This is a genomic window from Trabulsiella odontotermitis (assembly GCF_001188485.1).
GTDB classification, from domain to species: domain Bacteria; phylum Pseudomonadota; class Gammaproteobacteria; order Enterobacterales; family Enterobacteriaceae; genus Trabulsiella; species Trabulsiella odontotermitis_A.
In genome coordinates, this window is sequence record NZ_JNGH01000088.1 from 68,463 (window position 1) to 92,698 (window position 24,236).

The 24,236-nt window shown below is 54.0% G+C and carries 11 protein-coding genes and 7 pseudogenes; 6 read left to right on the top strand and 12 right to left on the bottom strand.

Annotated elements, in window-relative coordinates:
* Positions 1–225: 225 nt before the first annotated feature.
* Positions 226–849: a helix-turn-helix transcriptional regulator gene (locus tag GM30_RS12395; protein ID WP_049848868.1), complete on the bottom strand. Its 624-nt coding sequence runs from the start codon at positions 847–849 to the stop codon at positions 226–228.
* 1,212 nt (positions 850–2,061) lie between these two features.
* On the opposite strand from GM30_RS12395, the pseudogene GM30_RS27230 reads away from it, so the two are divergent.
* A pseudogene (locus tag GM30_RS27230) lies at positions 2,062–2,169 on the top strand (PTS transporter subunit EIIB); the annotation flags it as partial.
* Here the strand turns inward: GM30_RS27230 and GM30_RS27700 are convergent.
* Positions 2,163–2,474, bottom strand: a pseudogene (locus GM30_RS27700) (cation-transporting P-type ATPase); the annotation flags it as partial. The pseudogenes GM30_RS27230 and GM30_RS27700 overlap by 7 nt on opposite strands.
* Positions 2,475–2,865: 391 nt before the next feature.
* Here GM30_RS27700 and treR point away from each other — a divergent pair.
* The 3 genes and pseudogenes from treR to GM30_RS12415 all read left to right on the top strand — a co-directional run bounded on the left by treR (position 2,866) and on the right by GM30_RS12415 (position 6,645).
* On the top strand, positions 2,866–3,813 hold the full coding sequence (gene treR, locus GM30_RS12405; protein WP_049848870.1) for a trehalose operon repressor TreR: 948 nt from the start codon (positions 2,866–2,868) through the stop codon (positions 3,811–3,813).
* A 130-nt stretch (positions 3,814–3,943) separates the two neighbouring features.
* Positions 3,944–5,362: a PTS trehalose transporter subunit IIBC gene (gene treB / locus GM30_RS12410; RefSeq protein WP_162212994.1), complete on the top strand. Its 1,419-nt coding sequence runs from the start codon at positions 3,944–3,946 to the stop codon at positions 5,360–5,362.
* 87 nt (positions 5,363–5,449) lie between these two features.
* Positions 5,450–6,645: pseudogene (locus GM30_RS12415) on the top strand (maltoporin).
* A gap of 86 nt (positions 6,646–6,731) precedes the next feature.
* On the opposite strand, the gene GM30_RS12420 reads toward GM30_RS12415, so the two are convergent.
* A complete protein-coding gene (locus GM30_RS12420) occupies positions 6,732–7,574 on the bottom strand; it encodes an OmpA family protein (protein ID WP_238582643.1) in 843 nt (280 codons plus the stop codon).
* Between the two features lie 131 nt (positions 7,575–7,705).
* Between GM30_RS12420 and GM30_RS28215 the strand changes: the two are divergent.
* Both GM30_RS28215 and GM30_RS24400 read left to right on the top strand, forming a co-directional pair.
* Positions 7,706–7,798 (top strand): annotated as a pseudogene (locus GM30_RS28215) (hypothetical protein); the annotation flags it as partial.
* A gap of 68 nt (positions 7,799–7,866) precedes the next feature.
* A pseudogene (locus GM30_RS24400) lies at positions 7,867–11,837 on the top strand (autotransporter adhesin BigA); the annotation flags it as partial.
* Positions 11,838–12,012: 175 nt separating this feature from the next.
* Here the strand turns inward: GM30_RS24400 and GM30_RS12445 are convergent.
* The 9 genes and pseudogenes from GM30_RS12445 to GM30_RS27240 form a co-directional block, all read right to left on the bottom strand.
* Positions 12,013–13,188, bottom strand: a complete 1,176-nt coding sequence (locus tag GM30_RS12445; protein WP_049848877.1) for an HlyD family type I secretion periplasmic adaptor subunit — start codon at positions 13,186–13,188, stop codon at positions 12,013–12,015.
* A pseudogene (locus GM30_RS12450) lies at positions 13,189–15,245 on the bottom strand (type I secretion system permease/ATPase).
* Between the two features lie 183 nt (positions 15,246–15,428).
* Complete coding sequence (locus GM30_RS12455) at positions 15,429–17,072, bottom strand: TolC family protein (RefSeq protein ID WP_238582644.1); 1,644 nt, start codon at positions 17,070–17,072, stop codon at positions 15,429–15,431.
* 193 nt (positions 17,073–17,265) lie between these two features.
* On the bottom strand, positions 17,266–18,627 hold the full coding sequence (locus GM30_RS12460; protein WP_080993426.1) for an HlyD family type I secretion periplasmic adaptor subunit: 1,362 nt from the start codon (positions 18,625–18,627) through the stop codon (positions 17,266–17,268).
* Positions 18,628–18,669: 42 nt separating this feature from the next.
* Positions 18,670–19,203, bottom strand: a complete 534-nt coding sequence (locus GM30_RS27590) for an ATP-binding cassette domain-containing protein (RefSeq protein WP_338011782.1) — start codon at positions 19,201–19,203, stop codon at positions 18,670–18,672.
* Positions 19,204–19,258: 55 nt separating this feature from the next.
* A pseudogene (locus tag GM30_RS12465) lies at positions 19,259–20,878 on the bottom strand (ABC transporter transmembrane domain-containing protein); the annotation flags it as partial.
* Between the two features lie 424 nt (positions 20,879–21,302).
* Entirely contained in the window at positions 21,303–22,166 is an 864-nt protein-coding gene (locus tag GM30_RS12470) for an OmpA family protein (RefSeq protein WP_049848879.1), read from the bottom strand.
* Between the two features lie 141 nt (positions 22,167–22,307).
* Entirely contained in the window at positions 22,308–22,649 is a 342-nt protein-coding gene (locus tag GM30_RS12475) for a type I secretion C-terminal target domain-containing protein (RefSeq protein WP_049848880.1), read from the bottom strand.
* A complete protein-coding gene (locus tag GM30_RS27240; protein ID WP_155483970.1) occupies positions 22,642–23,556 on the bottom strand; it encodes a type I secretion C-terminal target domain-containing protein in 915 nt (304 codons plus the stop codon). Before GM30_RS27240 ends, GM30_RS12475 begins: the two co-directional genes overlap by 8 nt.
* Positions 23,557–24,236 lie beyond the last annotated feature (680 nt).

Here is a 24,236-nt window from a genome sequence, read left to right on the forward strand (position 1 = left end):
ACAATTAACTTCCAATCCAAAAAGTTGAGGGTAATTGTTAACTGCGTTAGTATCCGACTTGCTCTTTTTTTGTGAAGGGATAAATCAGAAGGAAGGGAGTCTCTCCGGGATAAATTATTCCCCTAAAGCAGTTGCAGGCCGCGCCAGTGCTTGCGTCTTCAAGCGAATAAATATGCAGATCAATAGAGGTAATGCTATCTTTATCGATCTGCTTTCAAAATATCATTAACAAAGATTATTTTGGTGACGTCGGATAAAAAGCTCAGGAAAACGCTTTATACCTAATTTTCGTAATATATTGGACTTATGCGCACTGACTGTTTTTTCACTGCGCGAAAGTTTGCCTGAAATTTCCTTGTTTGTAGCGCCCTCAAGGCACATTTTCAGGATCTGCATTTCTCGTCGGGTAAGCCCGGAAGAGGCATAATATTCCTCATTGAATACCTCACTAATATCATTATTAAGAGTGTGTATGCTCCAGGAATAACAATACCCGCCATCTTGTATCACATTGATACTATTAAGGAAAAAACCTATATCACATTCTCGTTTTATCACGCCATGGATATATTGGATCTGTTCGAGATATTTCTTCCAGGGCTGATTCTCCTCCACTAACAAAAGAACCGGGTAACTAATCAATTGCGATAGTCGCTTCAAATTACATGAAGAACTAGTGTGTAGTGCCCGACCATCAATGATCCCGATGCTATAGTAGTCGGTAGAGTCTTCTTCAATAAATTTATCGATATTCTTCAGGATGACAGAAGACATTTTATAATTAGATTCTATGATACTAATAATGCCAAGACTGCCGAGGTTCTTTTCGCCAAGGTATAATGCTTTCATATATTATTCCTATTTATCCTGATATTCAGAAGCCTCATTTTGTTGCCTTACAATGTAATAGCACTTTTAAGGCTTTTCCTTCATCATCGATACAAACAGGTTGACCAGTCCTGTTGCTTACTCGTGCATGTTGCAGAGAAGATATGCTCATTTGTTCACTTTCATCGCATAGTGAATAATGAACATACGCACTTATAAAGATAAAATTGTGAAGTCATATAATAACGATAAGAAACAGGATAGCATCGAAATTGATACTAGCATTGTTTTAAATATAACATAGTCAAATAAAAACACATCTTATCATTGATGTAAGAATATATCGCCACATACTAAGAACGTCAACATGTTGTTTACTAAAAGATGACACGGCCCCTTATTTTTGATACGTTTTAAATATTCGTTCTTACGAATACTCAATTTTCATATACGAATTTACCCTATTGTATTTAGTAACATCACTTGTGAAAATTCAGTTAACCTCCTAAATACTTAATAAGCAGATCTACTGCCCTCTTGTCCAAATATACTGTAAAATCTGCTATTCATGCAAAAAAACATCACTTTAATAATGTATCTGGTAAGGCATGAAAAATCTCAACCACACTCCATAAATAGACAAATATTCTTACTTTGAGACTCGATTGATCTCAAAGATCACAGATTTTCTGATATATTTTCCGTTAACCGGCGAAAAAGAGCATCCATATTAAACACTGAGTAAGAAATCCATAATCCCGATAGAGCCTTAAATTCCTTTAAAATTTTTTAAGAAGATAACTTATATCACTCTGTTCACAACGCAGGAAACTACTACTTCTGTAGTCGCTTTCTTAATTAATGGATTAATAACCCTCTGGCACTGAGTAAATTTGTTGTTACCAGGCTAAGGGTTAAAAAACAATCGAATAAATTGTCCCTTCCAAACTACGTCCATATGTATATTTTTTAATATGATGAAAAAACATAAAAGCGATATTTTTCAATTAATTACGTTTCACGTTTTTTATGAATCTATTGCACTGCGACCGGATTAGATTTGAGTTTTACTTAACCCTAAAGATTTCCCCTCATATTTACCGGAAGCAAATGCATTACGTAACATATTCTAACCGCTTGTTTTAAAAAGAAAAGGGAACGTTCCCTATAAATTATTCAGTATGCCTTCGAATAAATTTAGCGATGCGTCTCTAACAATAAAGGACATTTAATATGCTAAAAATAAATCAGCAGGACATCGATAAATTGATCGAGCTGGTGGGCGGGCGCGAGAACATCGCTACTGTCAGCCATTGTATTACCCGTCTGCGCTTCGGGTTGCGGTAGCACTGCCACAGATGCACCCACCACGACGCCGGTTTCTGCGCCGGAAGGGTGTTTTCGCCGTACTGCTCGCGATGTTCTTCAACCTCCATCGCGGTCAGCCCTTCCGGGTGGCTATTGAAGGCACGCCAGATTTCGTTTTCATCCATCGCCGCGACGTTCAGACAATGGCGGGCGAGCGAGTCCGGTATCGGACCACTGGCGAGCGATTTGCCCGCGGGCATCGGGTCACGCTGAACGAGACGGCGCGGCAGACGGCGGCTAAGCTGCGCAAACAGCTGCCGGCTAAAAATTTTCCACATAAGAAGTCCCTCCGCGCCCGCAATTCACGGGCGCAGCACGATTTTCAGGCAGGGCAAGGCCGTACCTGACAGGCACAAACATTCACTACAGGGACATCAACGACGTCACTGCCTCACCGCGCCGGTAAGACAGTCACCACAGCCTTACCGGCGCGAAAAAAACTCCCGCGATATCGGGGAATGGGATCGGGATCCATGTCACCTCCGGTAAGTGAAAGAAGAGAGACCGCGCAAGTCCGCCAGATAAACGATGAAGCTTGTGCGATGATGGCGTTATCATACGACCGCGCAACTAAACCGGGCATCAACCAGACTTTTGCCCCTTGTGATTTCGCTGAATCACAGTAGTCTCTGTTTATTCGTTAGAACTGGCTTACGACGGGAATTGAGGATGCAAAACCGGCTGACAATCAAAGATATCGCACGCTTAAGCGGGGTGGGAAAATCCACCGTCTCCCGCGTCCTGAACAATGAAAGCGGCGTCAGCGAGCGCACCCGGGAACGTATCGAAGCAGTCATGCTTCAGCACGGTTTCTCCCCTTCCCGCTCGGCGCGTGCGATGCGTGGGCAGAGCGACAAAGTGGTCGCCATTATCGTTACCCGTCTCGATTCCCTCTCCGAAAACCTCGCCGTACAAACTATGCTGCCTGCCTTTTACGAACGCGGTTACGATCCGATCATGATCGAGAGCCAGTTTTCCCCGGCGCTGGTGGAAGAGCATTTAGGCATGCTGAGCCGCCGCAACATCGACGGCGTGGTGCTGTTTGGCTTTACCGGCATCACCGACGCGATGCTCGCGCCGTGGCAACCGACGCTGGTGCTGCTGGCGCGGGATGCCAGCGGGTTTGCGTCGGTTTGTTATGACGACGAAGGCGCTATTCAGACGCTGATGCAGCGCCTGTACGATCAGGGGCATCGCCATATCAGCTACCTCGGCGTGCCGCACAGTGACGTCACTACCGGCAAACGCCGCCATGAGGCATACCTCGCCTTCTGCAAAAAGCGCAAGATCAACCCGGTTGCCGCGTTGCCCGGTCTCGCCATGAAACAGGGCTATGACAACGTCGCCAGGGTGATGAACAGTGACACCACCGCGCTGCTCTGCGCCACCGATACGCTCGCCATCGGCGCCAGCAAATATCTCCAGGAACAGCGCATCGACACCGTTCAGCTGGCGAGCGTCGGTAACACGCCGCTGATGAAGTTTCTCCACCCGGAAATTATCACTGTCGATCCCGGCTACGCCGAGGCCGGAAGCCGCGCGGCGCAACAGTTGATCGAGCAGATCAACGGCCACGCCGAGCCACGTCAGATAGTGATCCCCGCCCGACTCGCCTGATCCTTTTCTGCACAAATAGTGTGATCGTCGCTGCGTTTCGGGAACGTTCCCATTTACCGAATTTGCGGAAAGGCTCAGGATGATCATCAGGTCATTACGCAACATCCTTCATCTGCCATGAGGCTACATGATGAGCAAAGTTAATCAGCAGGACATCGATAACCTGATCGAGCTGGTGGGCGGGCGCGAGAACATCGCTACTGTCAGCCATTGTATTACCCGTCTGCGCTTCGTCCTGAACGCACCCGCAAAAGCCAACCCGAAAGCCATCGAAGAATTACCGATGGTCAAAGGCTGCTTCACCAACGCCGGGCAGTTTCAGGTGGTCATCGGCACCAACGTTGGCGACTACTATCAGGCGCTACTGGCCACCACTGGTCAGGCGTCTGCCGACAAAGAACAGGCGAAAAAAGCCGCCCGCCAGAATATGAAATGGCACGAGCAGCTGATTTCGCATTTCGCCGAGATCTTCTTCCCCCTCCTGCCCGCGCTCATTAGCGGCGGCTTGATCCTCGGTTTCCGCAACGTGATCGGCGATCTGCCAATGAGCAACGGCCAGACGCTGGCGCAAATGTTCCCGTCGCTGAAAACGATCTACGACTTCCTGTGGCTGATCGGCGAAGCAATCTTCTTCTATCTGCCGGTCGGGATCTGCTGGTCAGCGGTGAGAAAAATGGGCGGCACGCCGATCCTCGGCATCGTGCTGGGCGTAACGCTGGTGTCGCCGCAGTTGATGAACGCCTATCTGCTCGGGCAGCAGGTGCCGGAAGTGTGGAATTTTGGCCTGTTCAGTATCGCCAAAGTGGGCTATCAGGCGCAGGTTATCCCGGCGCTGCTGGCGGGTCTGGCGCTTGGCTTTATCGAAACGCGCATGAAGCGCATCGTGCCTGACTATCTCTATCTGGTCATTGTGCCGGTGTGCTCGCTTATCCTCGCGGTATTCCTCGCCCATGCACTGATCGGCCCGTTCGGCCGTCTGATTGGCGACGGCGTGGCCTTCGCGGTGCGCCACCTGATGACCGGCAGCTTCGCGCCGATTGGCGCCGCGCTGTTTGGTTTCCTGTATGCGCCGTTGGTGATCACCGGCGTGCATCAGACCACGCTGGCGATTGATATGCAGATGATCCAGAGCATGGGCGGTACGCCGGTGTGGCCGCTGATTGCTATCTCGAACATCGCCCAGGCGTCGGCAGTGGTGGGGATTATTATCTCCAGCCGCAAACACAACGAACGTGAAATCTCGGTTCCTGCCGCCATCTCCGCGTTTCTCGGCGTCACCGAACCGGCGATGTACGGTATCAACCTGAAATACCGCTTCCCGATGCTCTGCGCGATGATCGGCTCCGGGCTGGCAGGTCTGCTGTGCGGTCTTAACGGCGTGATGGCGAACGGCATTGGCGTCGGCGGCTTGCCGGGCATTCTCTCTATTCAGCCAACTTACTGGCAAGTGTTCGCGGTCGCGATGCTGGTGGCGATTATCGTACCAGTAGCATTAACCGCATTTATCTATCAGCACAAACTTCGCCAGGGCTCGTTGCAGATTATTTAAGGCTGATTTTTATCATGCAGCCTCAGTTGAAACACGAAATGTAGTAAACGGATGACAAAAATCAATACTCGCAGGAGAGCAGGAATAATGATTAATTTACGTAAACTTACCGTGGCAGCGATTTTTACAGCAAGTCTCGTATCCACCCAGGCAATGGCGGTTGATTTCCATGGTTATGCCCGTTCAGGTATCGGCTGGACTGGCAGTGGTGGAGAGCAGCAATGCTTCCAGGCAACGGGCGCACAAAGTAAATACCGACTCGGAAATGAATGTGAAACATATGCGGAATTTGGGCTGGGACAAGAAGTCTGGAAAGAGGGAAATAAACGTTTTTATTTTGATTCCCTTCTGGCCTACTCTGTTTCGCAAAGAACGGATTTTGAATCAACAAGTCCGGCACTTCGTATAGCCTCTGTGCGAGGCGAAAACCTGATTGATTCTCTGCCAGGTGCCACTCTCTGGGCAGGGAAAAGTTTCTATCAACGACATGATGTTCATATGATCGACCTGTATTACTGGGATATTTCCGGTCCAGGCGCCGGGCTGGAAAATATCGATCTGGGTTTCGGTAAACTCTCGGTGGCCGCGACTCGTAACAGCGAATCCGGCGGCTCGTATGGCTATCTTGATAATGAGTGGGATCTNCTAACGCCCAGGATAACTACCGTTTTGCTGATGGTGCCAGTAAAGACGGCTGGATGTTCACAGCAGAACATACGCAAAGTATTCTGGATGGTTACAACAAATTTGTAATCCAGTACGCTAACGATTCTATGACTGCACAGAATAATGGCCGCAGTGAAGGGGCATCCATCAATAATAACGGTCATATGGTTCGGGTACTTGACCATGGCGCTATTGATTTCAACGATGAATGGGGTCTGATGTATGTCGCAATGTATCAGGACGTCGATCGAGAAAACAATAATGGCGCCACCTGGTACACGGCGGGTCTGCGTTCTATGTATAAATGGACACCAATCATGAGTACGTTATTAGAAATGGGGTACGATAACGTCAAATCTCAGCAAACAGGCGACCACAACAGTCAATATAAAATTACATTAGCGCAACAATGGCAGGCAGGAAACAGTATCTGGTCTCGCCCGGCGCTCCGTTTATTTGCCACTTATGCGAAGTGGGATGAAAACTGGGGGTATGCTACTGACAATGATGCAAACTACACTTCCGGTATCGCATACAGCGACAACAATCTTCACCAGTTTAGCCGTGGTAATGACGACGAATTTTCATTCGGCGCACAAATGGAGATTTGGTGGTAAATAATTATGTGCCCCATCGCATACATTAAATAAGGCATAAAAAACGGGCCCCTTTCGACGGCCCGTTTTATGTTAAGCGAGATTAATCAGTTGCCTCTGACCAGAATATCCACACGGCGACTGTTCACGTTACACCCGGCGTCCTGCTGACTGGCGCGGGTACCACACCCTTCCGCTGACTGCGCCACGCCCTGGCCCATCGCGTTGTTGATCATCTCAGGTTTAATACCCTTTTCAATCAGAAACGTACGTACCGTACTGGCGCGCGCTTCTGAGAGACGCAGGTTCGCATCACGGTTACCGATGGCGTCGGTGAAGCCGATAAGCTGAATTTCGCTGACGTTACTGGCCTGCTTAATGAACTTCACCACGTTATCCAGCTTGTCGCGCGACTCTGGCAGGATCCCCTCCGTATCGCTCTTTGCAAAGCGGAACAGGACCTGTTCCTGAATCAGGATCACGCCACTGGTGTTGATGTAATTACAGCTTTTCACCTGCGAGGCACGGTTCACGATGCGGGTGTGTTTTTGCAGACCGCTCAGCATCGTCTCCGCTTGTGGGCGTTCTTCCAGTGCCGCGGTGTTGCCGGTTGTGCCGGGGTTAACCTGCACAAAGTAGGTTTCACCGCCCTCGGCAGGCAATTGCTGCGTCGGGTTTTGCTTGCCCTGATAAAGCGGTTGATCGTTGAACACCGATTCGATCGCATGCGCCCCTGGCGTCACACAAAATACAGTAAACTCACCTGGCAATAATGCAGACTGTAATTCACGGTCTACATACACTGCCGCCGGTACGCTTCCCTGCGGGTAGTACATCACCACTTGCGCTTGTTCAGGCACCACTGCTGCAACCGGGCGGTAAGGTTCAGCCGACGCTGCCGCCGCGCTAAGCCCTGCCACCGCGCAGAGAATCAACTTGAATTTATTCAAACTAAAACAGGTTGCTTTCAAGCCATTCCTCCGCTGACACTGGCCCGACGCCACCAGACCCGGACCCGACGCCAGACCCGACTCCCGATCCTGACCCACAACCGACGCTGGATTACAGCAACGGCGTCACCGTGGACCCGAATACCAAAACCATCACTTTTGACGCCGTCACCGGTCAGAGCGATGCGCCGGTCACCTTTACTTACGTCAAAAACGGCAGCGACTACGTGCTGACCGCGCCTGATGGCCGCACCCTGACCGTCACCGGCTGGGAAGTGACCGCCGNACCTGGATCTACGACCGCAGCGGCAATTTCACCTTCGCCAGCGCGGACACCAACACCTTTACCGGCGACGGTACCAGCAACACCGTTGACGGCGACACCAGCGCCAGCGGCAGCGGCGAAGCAGGCACCATTGTTTCCGGCGACGACACCAAAACCGACATTAACNCCACCGCTGACGGCGAAGGCTCGGCAGGCACCATCATCAACGGCGACAACGCCAGTTTCGACCAGCAGGGCGATATCACTGTCACTAACGGCGCGACGGGTATTGCGGTGAATGGTGCGACGGCGAAGATTGATAACAGCGGGACCATTACCGTCAAAGACGCAGGCTCTGTGGGCGTCAACGTCAGCGGCGACAATGCGACCTTCATCAACACCGGCACCATCGACAGCAGCCTGAACGGCACCGGGGCCAGCATTACCGGCGACAGTGCCAGTGTGACGCTCGACGGCACGGTAAATGTCCATGCGGAGAAAAATGCCGACGGCGTTTATCAGGCGGCAACCGGGGTCAGCGTGGCGGGGAATAACGCAACGACGGAAATTACCGGTGATGTGACGATGACTGGCGCAAGTGATACTGACGCCGAGATCTACCCGGCAGGTGTTTTAAAAGGCGTGACGGTTTCCGGCAATGATAATTCGGTTACGCTGGACGGTGCGTTAACAATGGATTTCACCACCCCTTATGTCGGTTTTTATGCAAAAGGTATTGAAGTGACCGGCAGTGGTAACACGGTTGATATAACGGGTGGTGTAAACGTTAATACCTCGATTGATAAAGTAGGCCTGGAACATGATGTCGCCGGTATTTCCGTGAGCGGAAACAACACGGTTACCGTCAGTGGTCATTCGACTATAGATACTGTAAGCATTGGCGGCACGCCAACGATTTTCGCCTCAGTGAATGAGGGCGGAAAGGTCATTCTGACCGAAAATTCAGTTTTAGATACCTCATTCACTAATCTGAACGCGGCTTCTTATAGTTTTTATTCGCTTTTACAGGCGACAGGTTTGAACAGCAGTATTGTCAATGAAGGTATTATTAATACTGATGTCGGTATGGTGGTAATGCGTGCCGACCAGGGTGCCAGCGTCAGCAACAGCGGAACGATTAATGTTACACCCGCAGAAGCTACCATCCGTAAAACAGCAATGATGCTGGCAGATGGCGCTGACTCTGTCGCTACAAACGAAAGTGGTGGAACGATTAACATTGAATCGACATTAACGCCATACTTTAGCTCAGGCGCTGTCGCCTATCCTCTGATGTGGAACAACAATGTAGAATATGCCCTGATGGCGTCAAATTATGGCAGCGTGGAAAATGATGCCGGTGCCACCATTAATCTTACTGGCGCGGGGCTTTATGGCCTGGGCGTTGCCAAAGGCACCGCCACTAACGCCGGCACCATTAACGTCGATGGTTTTATTCCGACCCTTGATGAAGAGGGTACCGTCACCAGTAAAACCTTCTGGCAGGACAGTGGCGCGCTATACGCCATGAGCGCCGGGATGATTATCGGTTCGACGGACGCAGGCTACGGCGATGCCACCGGCCTTAACACCGGCACCATCAACGTCAACAACGAAGGTTTCGGCATGCTGGCGCTGAACGGCGGCACCGTCACCAACCAGGGCACCATCAACCTCACCGCTGACGAGGGTGTCACGGCTTTCGCCGATAANNGACGAATCTGGCACCATCAATATCGATGCCGATTATGGTCAGGCGTTCTACAACGACGGCACCGGCACCATTTTTAACTACGGTGCCATCAACCTGAACGGCAGCCCGATGGATGACTCGGACGAGCATATGGGTGACGCCCCGACGGACGCCGTATGGCTGAAAAACCTGACCGGCAGCGGTGATACCGATACCCGTGCCAGCGACACCGGTTTTGCCATTACTGACGCAATGGCGAATTACGGCAGCGAAACCCTGACCGGTGATGTGCAGAGCACCGCCTGGCTGTACAACGAAGACAACGCTAGTCTGACGGTCAATGGTGCACTGACGGTGAACACTGGGCTGGAAAACAGCGGCACGCTGCAGGCCGACACCATCACTGCCCGCGCATCCCTCTATAACCGTGCGTCCGGGTCAATGACCACCAACACGCTGAGCTTAAACAACAGCGCCATCTTCTTTAACGAAGGGGATTTTACCGGCTCAGTCATCGCTGACAGCAAGGATCAGTACGTGGTGAACACCGGCGATATGACGATCGCAGAAGACGGTAAATCGCTGGCGGGCGGGACGTTCCACTTCTTTAACCAGCAAGGGGCCACCCTCAGCAACACCGGGAATGCCGTGGAGGGCGGCGAAAACAGCATTATCAATGTCACCAACACCAGCACCAGTAACAGTCTCTATCAGGTTAACAGCGGGACCATTACCGCCACCAACGGTTACAGCGCCATTAAGACCGCGAATACCAGCGCGCTCGGTGCCTGGATATGGAACACCGAAACCGGGGTGATTAACGGTGTGAACCCGGATGCGCCCCTGGTGGATCTGGGCGTCGGTTACAACTTCTCTAACGCCGGCACCATCAATGTGCAGGGCGACAACGCCGTCGCCATTAGCGGCGGAACCGGCTATACCATCAAGCTGGTCAACAGCGGCACCATTAACGTGGGCACTGAAGAAGGCAAGGCGGACGGCACCAACGGCACCGGGCTTATCGGTATTAAAGGAAATGGTACATCCACCACCATTAATAACACCGCCGACGGCGTCATTAACGTCTACGCGGATGACTCGTACGCGTTTGGCGGCAAGACGAAGGCGATTATTAACAACGGGTCGATAAACCTGCTGTGTGATACCGGCTGTGGTATCTACGCGCCGGGCACCACCTACACCACCGACACCGGGGAAGATATCGCTGTGCCGACGGCGAATACCGCACCGTCACAGGGCACGGTGCCGACACCGCCAGCCGATCCGAATGCGCCGCAGGTGCTGACTGATTATGTTATCGGCACTAACGCCGATGGCAGCGCCGGGACGCTGAAGGCCAGCAATCTGGTGATTGGCGATGACGTGAAAGTGAATACTGGCTTTACCAGCGGTACAGCGGCCACCACGGTGGTGCTGCAGGACACCTTTACCGGCAGCAACATTCAGGGCGCGGATAATATCACTTCCACTTCCGTGGTATGGAACGCGCAGGGCAGCACCGACGCCCAGGGCAACGTTGACGTCACGATGACCAAAAACGCCTACGCCGATGTGGCGACGGACGGTTCAGTCAGCAGTGTGGCCACCGCGCTCGACGCCGGTTATACCAACAACGAGCTGTACAACAGCCTCAACGTTGGCAGCACCGCAGAACTCAACAGCGCCCTGAAACAGGTCAGCGGCAGCCAGGCCACCAGCGTGTTCCGCGAAGCCCGCATGCTCAGCAACCGCTTTGATATGCTGGCCGACGCGGCCCCGCAGGTGAGCAACGGTCTGGCGTTCAACGTGGTGGCGAAAGGCGACCCGCGTGCCGAACTCGGTAAAAACACCGACTACGACATGCTGGCCCTGCGTCAGAAACTCGACCTGACCGGCAGCCAGAACCTGACCATGGAATACGGTATCGCCCGTCTCGACGGCAGCGGCAGNNGCGTTCGAAGGTGGTCTGAGCTGGAACAACGCCCTGCGCTATGACGTTCACAACCTCGACAGCAACCGTTCCGTCTCTTACGGCGACACCAGCAAAACCGCTGACAGCAGCGCGCGTCAGCAGTATCTGGAGTTCCGCAGCGAAGGGGCGAAGGCGTTCGAACTGAGTGAAGCGCTGACCGTGACCCCGTACGCGGGCGTCAAACTGCGCCACACGCTGGAAGACGGCTATCAGGAGCGTAACGCCGGAGACTTCAACCTGAACATGAACAGCGGCAGTGAAACGGCGGTGGACAGCATCGTCGGCATGAAGCTGGACTACACAGGGAAAAACGGCTGGGGCNNCGTGAAGACGGCATCAGCGACAAAGGCATGATGCTGAACGTTAAGAAAACATTTTAAGTAGTCACCCTGGCAAGCAGAAGCCTGCCGGGAAACCAGTTCCTTCCTGGATCGGTGGGTGTAACAACCTTCCGTTAATACACCCGGTGACATGGATGTCTGCCGGGGTATTATAAAAGCGGCCTGTCTTATCGTTCCCGCAGCGCCTCTTTCGCTTTATTCAACGGCTTCAGCAGATACTCAAGAATCGTTTTATTTCCCGTTTTAATATCCACGGTCGCAATCATGCCCGGAAAGACCGGAAACGATTTGTTCTGTTTGTTCACCAGATGGTTGCTGTCGGTGCGGATGTACACCCGGTAGAAATAGACGTCGCGTTTAACCTCATCCTGAATGGTGTCCGGCGAAATCATCGTCACCACACCGTCAATACCGCCGTAGATCGAATAATCGTACGCCGTCACCTTCACCAGCGCTTTCTGCCCCGGGTGGATAAACGCCACGTCACGCGGCAGAATTTTTGTTTCAATCAGGATCTGATCGTCCAGCGGCACCAGGCTCATCAGCTTGCCGCCGGGGGCGATGACGCCGCCCACAGTCGTCACGTCAATGTCTTTCACAATGCCGCGCACCGGTGCGGTGAAGGTCAGACGGGTGAGTGAGTCCTCACGTCCACGCATTACCGAACGCTCGGCTTCGATTTCCGCATTCGCCCGCGCCAGCTCTTCGCGCGCGCGCACGTAATACTGGTTTTGCATTTCGGCGATCTTATTTTCCAGCTCGTTTTTCTGCCGCTGGAGACGCAGCACTTCCACGTTGCTGGCCGCACCCTGTTTAATCAGCGGCTCGGTGAGCGACAGCTCACGCTGCACCAGCAATACGCCCTGTTGCAGACCGGCCAGCCCTTTCTCCAGGCTGTCGCGGCGCGACTGGAACAGCGCCGTTTCCTGGCGAACCAGTTCGGATTCGTTGCCCAGCTCTGGCGGAAACACCAGCGCGGTGTTGTTCACTTCGGCGTTCAGTCGCGCAGCGGTGGCCATCGCGGCATGCAGTTTGGATTCGCTTTCCAGCACGCTGGATTCGGTTTTGGTGCGGTCAAGCTGCGCCAGTTGCTGGCCGCGCTCAACGATGTCCCCTTCATGCACCATCAGCTTGTAGATAATGCCGCCTTCCAGCGACTGGATCTCCTGCTCATGCGACGACGGCACCACTTTGCCGCTGCCGGTGGTCACTTCGTCGAGGTGGAAAAAGCCCGCCCAGGCGACAAACGCCGCCAGCAGGGCAAATAAAAACCACGCCACCAGCGAGGAACGCGGCAGGCTCGGCTCGCTCAGGCGGCTGTTAAAGCGGTTCATTTCGCTCATTTACATTCTCCCCTGCACGACATTCGCCGACGGGGTTTTCATCATCGACACGTTGCTGTCCGGTGTTAAGCCATGTTTGTTAAGGATTGCCTCACGCGGGCCATCCATCACGATGCGGCTGTTGTCCAGCACGATGATACGGTCAACCAGCTCAAGGATCGGCAGGCGGTGCGTCGCGACCACCATCGTGCGCTGCGTGCCAAGCNNGGCTCATCAAGCAATAAAATGTTCGGTGAGGTCAGCAACGCGCGAGCCAGCAGCAGCGCCTGACGCTGGCCACCGGACAAGCCTGCGCCGCCTTCGCTGATGACATAGTTCAGGCCCATTTTCTGCTTGCGGACGAACTCCAGCGCACCGCTGTTCGCCAGCGCCTGCTGGATATCGTCATCCGTCGCCGTCGGGTTGCCTAGGGTGATGTTGTCGTGGATGGAACCAAAGAACAGCCGCGCCTGCTGGCTCAGCAACTGCATATCGCGGCGCACGTCCGCCGGGTCGAGGTGATTCAGTGCGATATTGTCGAGCAGCACGGAGCCCTGCTGTGGCTCCTGCATCCCTGCCAGCACCTGCAACAGCGTGCTTTTGCCNAATACGTTCAGCTTCTCTTCCTGATCGTAGTAAAAACCGACGTTTTCCAGTTGGTAGTGCCCGCGCAGGTGCGCTTTATGTACTTTTTTGCCGCGCTGCGGTTCGTCGATCGGACGCTGCATTAAGTCATCAAGCCCTTTCAGCGCCACTTTTGCCGACTGCCAGCGCGACATCACCCCGGAGATCTGCGACAGCGGCGCGATGGTGCGCGACGCCAGAATGGAGGTCCCCACCAGCGCACCGGTGGTCATGTCACCGCTGATGACCAGGTAACAGCCAATCAGCAGCACCACGGCATACACAATCGACTGCACTTCCTGTGTCCACGTCAGCAACAGGCCAGTGAGCCAGCGCTGGCGCATACCAACGTCGGCCGCGACGAAATTGGTGTTGTTCCACTGGTTCTGAAAACGCTGTTCGGCGCGCATCAGCTTGATGTCTTCAATCCCCTGCACCGCTTCGACCAGCGTCGCGTTGCGGATAGCGGATTCGCGCATCCCTTCGGTGGAAAGCCGCGCCAGCGGACGCTGCACCAGCATGCCGGGGATCAGTAATAACGGCACTGCGGTGAGCACCACCAGCACCAGCGGGCCGCCAATCATCCACAGAATAAAGACAAACAGCAGGAAGAACGGCAGATCGGAAATTGCCGCAATACTGGTGGAGGTAATTAATTCCCGCACCGATTCCAGTTCGCGAATTTGCGAAATAAACGATCCGGTGGATTTAGACCGCGCGCCGTTTTTAATCCGCAGCGCATGCGCAAATACCCGTTCGGAGATGCGTAAATCGGCGCGTTTACCGACCACGTCGGAGATATACACCCGCAACATGCGCATCACCAGTTCAAACAGAATGGCCAGCATCACGCCGCCAAATAAGACCCACAGCGTGGCTTCGGACTGCGACGGCACTACGCGGTCATAAATCTGCATCGAAAAAATCATGCCGGACAGCGCCAGCACGTTAGCCACCAGCGCGACAATCATAATATCGCTGTAGCGACGCCAGTCTTTTAATGCCAGCCGCCAGAACCAGTTTTTCTTATAGGGCTGAATATAATCATCAACGCGGGCATCAGGGGTGGATTCCAGCGGCCGCAAAATAAGCAGCGTTTTCATGCGCGAGGCGACGTCATCACGCGTCAGTACGGTGTCCAGCCCGTCATCGCCGCTGAACTGCAAGCTGATATTTCCGTCAGCGTCCATGCGGTTAATAACCGCAATTTGCCCGCCGTCGAATTCCGCAATCAGCGGTAATCGCCAGGGATCGAGATAAGCCACTTTCGCCGGAACAATGCGCAACCCAAGGCCCAACTGGCGCGCCATATCTTTTAACACCAGATCCCGAGGTGACTGACTTTCATAATTTATCGTCACCCGCACATGTTCCTGAGAAAAGTCGAGACGATAATAGTGCGCCACGCCGATCATTGCCTGGAGCCACGGCTCGTATTGCGGGTTCGCGTTCATAGAGTGATGTTCCTGTTCTACGTGATGACGCTGTACTGGAAAATGTCATTACTGACTGCAATGGTACCCATGAGTTTTTTGCGCACGACCAGACAGAGGCATAAAGCCTCTGTTCATTCTAGTGCGTATTTCGCCGGTTATTTGTCGGGGGGAAGAAAATCCCCCCAGAGGAGAGGATGACCGTTATTCTCTGGCGCTATTGCCGTTAATGCCAACCCAGTTGAGCAGCATAGACGCGCTAGAAATAACGTTAATGTTGGAAATATAACCATCGTAGCGGTTATTAATCGCCGACAGCTGATTATTAAAGTGATCGTTTTCTGCGGTCAGTACATCCAGTAATGTCCTTTTCCCGAGGTGATACCACTGGTCATAAAACATTTGCCGGACGCGGTCGGTTTCCGACGAAAGACGGTCATAATCATCGGCACGCAAGAATGAAGAATCGCGGATCTGAATCTGGTTATTGATCTGATATTCCAGGTCGCGGTAGCTGACTTCATATTGCTGTTGCGCGGCATTGGCTCTTGCCCGCGCCGACATCTGCGCCGCCCGTTCAGAGCCGCCGCTGAACGCATTCCACTCCACGTTCACGCCGGTATACCAGCCGCTTTCGTTGCCGTTCACGTCTTTGGCGGTGCTTTTCGAAATAACCCAGTTTACTTGCGGCAGACTGGAGGCTCTGATGCTTTCTGCTTCATGTTCCGCCGCCCGGACTTTCGCCTGCAGGCTCATCATCATCGGGCTTCGGTCCAGTGAGGCGATTGCCGTCGAGGCCGGGATCACCGTGTCACGCCAGGAGATATCTTCCGGTACCACCGGCTCAATGCCCAGCAGGCGTACCAGCTTGATGCGGCTGGTGCTGACCTGATGCTCAATGTTATCCATACTCGCCTGCGCCGACATCAGCTTCGCTTTTGCCTGCACCAGCTCGCTGTCTCGCCCCGGATCCGCCTGGGTGATTTGCGACAGCATGGTCACCAGCTCCTGCATCCTGTCGACGTAAGCTTTCGCTACCATCCGGCTGCGCTGATAGCGGCTCAGGTTCATCAGTTCCGAAATGGTGCTGTAGGCCAGTTGCTCGCGGGTGTGATCCTGGTCGAAACGCGCGGCTTTTGCCGTTTCTTCCGCGTTATCAACCTGGCTACCGATCCGCCCCCAGTCAATGATGGGCGTGGAAACCGACACCGAGCCGCTGGTATCGCTGATGTGCGAATTGTTGTTAGTGGACGTATTGCCGCCGACGGTAGTTAACGGTGAGGTCACGCCCAGTTTCACCTGCGGCCAGCGCTGACCGCGCGCCTGGTCAACGCTGTATTCCATCGCCAGCACTTCGGCGGAGGACATGCGCATTTCCGGGCTGTACGACAGCGCTTTGACCACCATCTGACGTAAATAGTCGCGCGACGGGTTTTCGCTGCTGCCTTTAAACTGCTGCTGCAACATACTGTTGATGTCGCGGGGGCCACGGTTTCCCTCTGATTGCCCCTGCCAGCGCACTTTGTTGTACGCCGGATCGGGCTTGTAATATTCGGTCACCGGGGGGAAGTAATCATAGGTTTTCTTCAGCACGGCCCGGTTTTCTGTGGTCTCTTCGCCCTTATCAAGACGCACAAACGCCGGTTTCGTTTTCTTCGGTGGCGCTGGCGGAGACGAAGGCGGCACGATGGCGCTGGCCGTTGCCGGAGCGGTGATCCGCTCATAGCGCTCCTCCGGCGTGCGGTTGTTGTTTTCTGGCGGTGGACTGACAGGCGCAGGCGTCGGCGTTATCGCCGGCACCGCAGGGGTTGTCACGATGGGTCGCGGCGCGGGTGTCGGGGACGTCATTGTAGCGGGTGCCGCCTCCGTTTTTTGCGCGCGCATATATTGCGACTGGGTCCGCATTGTCGGTAAGGACGAGAGCGAACGATCCGCCGCCTCTGCAAACAGAGGAAAAATAGCGGATGAACAGGGTAAGCAGAACGCAACCGCCGTCGCCACCTTCGCCCAACGGTGGTCTTTCTTTTTACAGGCCATGAACTTATCTCTCCCTGAACGCTTCTCGCGCCTTCAGCACAGGTTTGAGGATATAAGAAAGAATTGTCTTCTCGCCGGTCCTGATTTCCACGTTAGCCACCATCCCTGGCATAATCGGGAACACTTTATCTTTCACATGCAACGCGGCTTGATCCGTGCGCACATACACCCGGTAGTAAGTTGAATCACCGCGACCCATCCGGGCCTTTTCTTCATCTATCAGGGTATCTGAGCTGAGATGCTCAACCACGCCGCTCAGACCGCCGTATATGGCATAGTCGTAAGCGGTAATTTTCACCGTCGCCGGCAGGCCAGGGTGAATAAATGCCACGTCAGACGGTTTGATCTTCGCTTCCACCAACAGGTTGTCCTCAAGTGGAATGATGGTCATGATTTCAGCGCCCTGCTGAATCACCCCGCCGCGTGTGGTGACGCGAATATTGTTGACGGTGCCGTGTACCGGCGCGACGACCGTGGTGCGGTCCATGACGTCCTGACGCCCGCGCAGGATCTCTTCGGCCTGAGCCAGTTCGGATTCCAGACGGTTAAGCTCGCTGTTGGCGTCAGAGCGGAAACGGTTGGTACGTTCGGCAATCTGTAAGCGGAACTCGTTGGCCTGACGCTTCAGACGCAGAATTTCCACGTCCGACATCAGCCCTTTATTAGCCAGTGGTTCAGAGAGGTTCACTTCGTTTTGCGCCAGCGCCAGGCTGTGACGCAGCGCATCCACGCTTTCATTCAGGGTTTTGATACGCGCGTTGTAGGCCTGAGTTTCGTCGTGAACAATGGAGGTGTTGTTGGCGATATCCGACGGAAACTCCAGCGGCGTGCCGTACGCCTCCGCACGCAGACGGGCGATGCTGCCTTTCAGCCCCTGCACTTTTGACAGTGATTCGCCATAGCTGGCCCCGGCGCGGGTGGGGTCGATTTTGAGCAGGATCTGCCCTTTCTCCACCACGTCGCCTTCGTGCACGTTCAGTTGCTCCAGAATCCCCCCTTCGAGGCTCTGGATCACCTGTTCACGGCTGGCAGGGATCACTTTACCGTCACCGCGCGTAATCTCTTCGACGCGGGCGTAGTGCGCCCACACCGTGGCGGCAATCACAATGAACGCAATGAGGTAGAGCATGATCATGCTAAACGGTGTCTTCTGTGAAATCAGCGCGCCCTGCAGATCGTGCATGAACTTCAGATCTTCCGACTTCACTTTCCCGGTGACCTGTTTTGGCGGTTCCTGCTGCGGCTTTGCTGTTTTACCCGCAGGCGAAGGCGCGCCGATTTTTCTCAGCGCGGGAGAGGAGGCACTCGTCACCAGTTTTACTGTTTTGTCGGATGCGTTATCGTTCACATCGTCGTTGCTCATCATCTCTACCTTATTTCTACAACTGAAACCGTCTGTCAGGGGTAATTACTTCGGCCGATACTGCATCGGTGCCTGCGGCTTTTTCTGCGCGCTTTCATTGAGGCTGGCGATCACCTGCTCTTTCGGTCCGTCTTTGGCGACGTGACCGTCTTCCAGTACGATCAGACGATCGACCAGGCTTAATACCGACATGCGGTGGGTGACGATGATCAGCGTCTGCCCTTCTGTCGCCTCTTTCAGGCGGCGCAGGAACAGGGTTTCTGTCATCGCATCCATGGAGCTTGTCGGTTCATCCATCAGCAAAATTTTGGGTTTCAACAGCAGGCAACGCGCCAGCGCCACCAGCTGTTTTTGCCCGCCAGAGAGACCGTTGCCCATTTCACCAATGGGCATTTCATAGCCCAGCGGATGGCGGGCGGCGATATGATCGAGGCCGGTCATGCTGGCAACGCGTAAAAAATCTTCCGTGCTGACGCTCGGGTTGCCGATGATGACGTTCTGACGCAGCGTGCCGTAAAACAGCCGGCAGTCCTGACCGACATACCCTACGGCGGCACGCCAGTCGGCCGGGGCCANNATCGATAAAGACCTGGCCGCCTGCGGGCTGGAACAGCCGCGCCATCACGCGCAGCAGGGTAGATTTACCGCTGCCGATTTTGCCCAGAATCGCAATACGCTCCCCGGGGGTGATCTTAATATTGATGTTTTCCAGCACGCGGATCGGCACCATCATGCCGGGCACCGGCCAGGCAAATGACACTTTCTTCAGCCGCATGCTGCCGGTGAATTTTGGTGTCGGCAGATACGAAATAGTAGGGTCGCGCTCGGTGGGGGCATCCATCAAATTGTTCAGCGATTTCAGCGCCGTTTTCGCATGCTGATAACGCAGCGCTAATCCCACCACCGACGCCAGCGGCGCCAGGCAACGCCCGGAGAGGATCACCACCCCGATCATCGCCCCCATGGTGAGGTCGCCCGCGTGGATCAGGTACACGCCGTACACCACGATGCACACGGTAGTGATCTGCTGAATAAAGGTGACGAAGTTTGAGGTCATCATCGAGAGATAACGGGTTTTCATGGAGGACGCCGCCGCCATGGCGCTGAAGTCATCCCAGCGTTTTTGCATGACCCCTTCGCCGCGCGCCGCTTTCAGTGCTTCCAGCCCTTCGATACTCTCAATCAGCAGCCCCTGCTTGAGCGAGATTTCACGAATGTTCTCTTCCATGTAGCGGCCCAGCGGCCACTGAATAATGACGCTGGCGATGAGAATGATCGGGATCGCCGCCAGCGGCACATACGCCAGCGCGCCGCCAATCATGTAAATGACGAACATGAACAGCGCGCAGAACGGCAGATCCGACAGCGTTGCCAGCGTGGCGGAGGTAACGAAATCGCGCACCGCTTCAAAGTCACGCAGCTGGTTCGCGAAGGTCCCGGAGGACTGCGGCTTATTCTCCATGCGCATCGCCATCACCTGGCGAAACAGCTTCGCGCCGAGGATCAGGTCGGCTTTTTTCCCGGCCACGTCAATCAACCAGGTTCGCACCTGTCGGGTGGTAAATTCAAAAACAATGGCGATGATGACGCCCACTGCCAGCGACCATAACGTGACGTAGGCCTGCGTCGGGATCACGCGGTCGTAGACGTTCATGGTGAAAAAGGTGCTCGCCAGCGTCAGTACGTTCGCCAGCAGCGCCGCCAGGGCCGCGCTGTAAAAATAACGGCGATAGCGCCACAGGGTCGAAAACAGCCAGTGCCCTTCGCCCGGCCCTTTCGGCAGCAATTGATCGTCGGCGCGCGCATCCAGTTTGGGTTTTGGCGTCGCCACCATGGCGTATCCGGCGTAGCTTTCCAGCAGTTCCGCCTCCGCCAGCATTAACGCGCCGCCGCTTTCCGGCACCACCACCTGATAGATGTACTGGCCACGCTTTCCACGGCGCGCCGTGAGAATGCAATAGCTGCCGTCATTACGGGCAATCAGTAACGGAAACAGATAAGAAGAGAGTTTATTCAGATCGCGCTTTACCCAGCCCGCAGAAATACCGACCTGCTCCAGCATGCGCAAGGCAGTTTCTGGATCAAGTCTTTCGCTACGCGGTAAACCGGAATATAAAACTTCCTTACTTACCCGCTTTGTGTGATGCGCGCAAATCCACTCCACGCCCCACAGAAGAGAATCTTTTCCGTGGTCTTCAATATTTTCAAAATGAGAAGGAGAGGACATCTCAGCCGCAGAATTCTGAACACTCATTATTGTTCCCTGGCTTACGTAAAACCTTAAAGCGACACGATTATTACTGTGCTTTTACTTTACTTGTTATATCACAACGCTTGCTATTACCGCTCAATTTTCGTCTAGGAATATCCTTATTTAATAAGCATTAAAAATAAGAAAAATTAAGGCGTTAAGTGGCAATTTAGTGACTGCAGACGCATTAAAAATTGAGAGAAATTCTCTATTTCCGGCAGTTAAAAAGACCAGCAAGCCCCGAAAAACAAATAAATAGCAACAGCCGAGAAATTATCCTAAGAATACCTTTCAATTATTAATTAATTGTTATATTTATGTCGCACTAAGGAAGTAATAATAAAGATGTGACAAAACGCATATCTCTAATTAAGCCATTAAAAAACGGACCCCATTTCGGCGGTCCGTTTTTAGTAAGACGGATTAATTAGTTACCTCTGACCAGAATATCCACGCGGCGGCTGTTAACGTTACACCCGGCGTCCTGCTGACTGGCGCGGGTACCACACCCTTCCGCTGACTGCGCCACGCCCTGGCCCATCGTGTTGTTAATCATCTCAGGTTTGATCCCTTTATTGATCAGCAACGACCGTACCGTGTTGGCGCGCGCGTCAGAGAGACGCAGGTTAGCCTCACGGTTGCCGATGGCGTCGGTGAAGCCGATAAGCTGAATTTCACTGACGTTACTGGCCTGCTTAATGAACTTCACCACGGCATCCAGCTTGCTGCGGGATTCTGGCAGGATCCCGGCGGCATCGCTTTTCGCGAAACGGAACAGGATCTGCTCCTGAATCAGCACCACGCCGCTGGTGTTGATGTAATTACAGCTTTTTACCTGCGAGGCACGGTTCACGGTGCGGGTGTGTTTTTGCAGACCGCTCAGCATCGTCTCCGCTTGTGGGCGTTCTTCCAGTGCCGCGGTGTTGCCGGTTGTGCCGGGGTTTACCTGCACAAAGTAGGTTTCACCACCCTCGGCAGGCAGTTGCTGCGTCGGGTTTTGCTTGCCCTGATAAAGCGGTTGATCGTTGAACACCGACTCGATCGCATGCGCCCCTGGCGTCACGCAAAAGACGGTAAACTCACCTGGCAGTAACGCCGATTGCAGCTCACGGTCGACATACACCGCCGCCGGTACGCTTCCCTGCGGGTAGTACATCACCACTTGCGCCTGTTCTGGTACCACTGCTGCAACCGGGCGGTAAGGTTCAGCCGACGCTGCCGTCGCGCTAAGCCCTGCCACCGCGCAGAGAATCAACTTGAATTTATTCAAACTAAAACAGGTTGCTTTCATTTTTAACTCCCAGATTAACCCAGTAATTCATTGATAAATAACAATATTCAGACAATTCGCCTTCACTTATCCCTTCTGTCGCGCCCTGACAACGGGCGCGAGCAGATAGCCCGCCATCCGAAGATGGCGGGGATTGCCGGGTTAAATCGTGATCTGGTTGTTCTGCAGCAGAGTGACCAGATCGGTCTGCACATCGGCCAGGGTGACAACCTGCGTGAAGCCATGCTGTCCGCCCAGACCATCACGGTCGATGCTGATAACCGTGTCGTTACCGACCACTTCTGTCTTCAGGTAATCCTCAAGTCCTTTGGATGCCGTATCCAGTTCCGTCTTACCGTTGTTCTCGAAGAAGGAGACTGGACCACTGTAATCCAGCAGATCGCTGAGGTTGAGCGTATCGGCGTCACTGTCGGTTGCCACGTCGCCCACCCTGAAGGCGTGAACCACGTCATGACCGTTGCCGCCGGTAGCGTCATTACCCATTTGGACCACTGTAATCCAGCAGATCGCTGAGGTTGAGCGTATCGGCGTCACTGTCGGTCGCCACGTCGCCCACCCTGAAGGCGTGAACCACGTCATGACCGTTGCCGCCGGTAGCGTCATTACCCATGCCATCCAGCACCTTGTACATCAGCGTGTCGTTACCGCCGTTCATCAGGTAGAAGGTGTCATCACCTGCTCCACCTTCAAGAACGTTATCCGCTGAGTTATCCGTGATGACGTCATCGCCGCTGGTACTGATCAGCGTGGTGATGTTTTCCAGTTGCTCACCGGCGGAGTTAAAACCGGTCCATAGGTTGGCGGTCATCCCTTCGCTCAGGGCGCTGTAGTTAGCAATACCTGCAGTCGCCTCGCTGGAGAGGATCAACTGGTGGTTAGCCAGCAGCGTCGCCAGGTCAGCCCTGGTATCCGTCAGCGTCAGTAGTGTGGTGGAGTTGAATGCTCCGCCGCTGCCGTCGCGGTCGATGGACACCACGGTATCCTTACCGTTGTAAGTCACACTCAGGTAGTTACCAATGGTTTCACCCGCATCAATGGTATCCTGACCACCCCCTTTCCCGACGACGTCGAGGTTGAAGATGTCATTCCCGCCGCGGCCTTCGAAGTAGTTGTTGCCCGCGTTACCGGTGAAGGTATCGCTACCCTGACCACCCGCCAGACCCTCGATGTTCACAAACGTCGCGTTACCAAAGCCCGTGTTCTGTGCCGTGGTTTTGCTGAGATCGATGTTCAGTGATGTCGTTCCGGCCAGCCGATAGTCGACGATATCGATACCGCCTGTGTTACTCCAGACACGTTCACCGGAAACGATGGTGGTACCGCCACCGCCGTTGTAGATGTCCGTTCCGAGTGTTGCAGAGAAGGTGTCGTTGTAGCCCGTACCGACCACGCCNNGGTGGCCACACCGTTGATGTAGTGCGCTGCACCGTCAGCGCTGGCAGAGTAACCGACCAGCAGGTTGCTGACGTCGATGACATCCGCGGCTTTCGTCGCTTCTACTGTACCGACCCAGAAACCGTTGACCGTATCGCTACCGTTACCGCCGGTACCGTTACTGTTTCCACCTGCCAGGACCTTGTACGTCAGAGTATCCTGACCACCCCCTTTCCCGTCGACGTCGAGGTTGAAGATGTCATTCCCGCCGCGACCTTCAAAGTAGTTGTTGCCCGCGTTACCGGTGAAGGTATCGCTACCCTGAGCACCCGCCAGCCCCTCGATGTTCACGAACCTCGCGTTACCAAAGCCCGTGTTCTGTGCCGTGGTTTTGCTGAGATCGATGTTCAGTGACGTCGTACCAGCCAGCCGGTAGTCGACGATATCGATACCGCCTGTGTTACTCCAGACACGTTCACCAGAAACGATGGTGGTACCGCCGCCGCCGTTGTAGATGTCCGTTCCGAGTGTTGCAGAGAAGGTGTCGTTGTAGCCCGTACCGACCACGCCATTACCAATGTTGGCGTTGTTAACGGCACTGCCACCTTCCGCAGTTAACACATAGCTGTCGTAGCTGTTTGTCGCTTTCAGGTCAGCCCACGCGGCGTTCACATTCTCAATGGTGGTTCCCCCGAG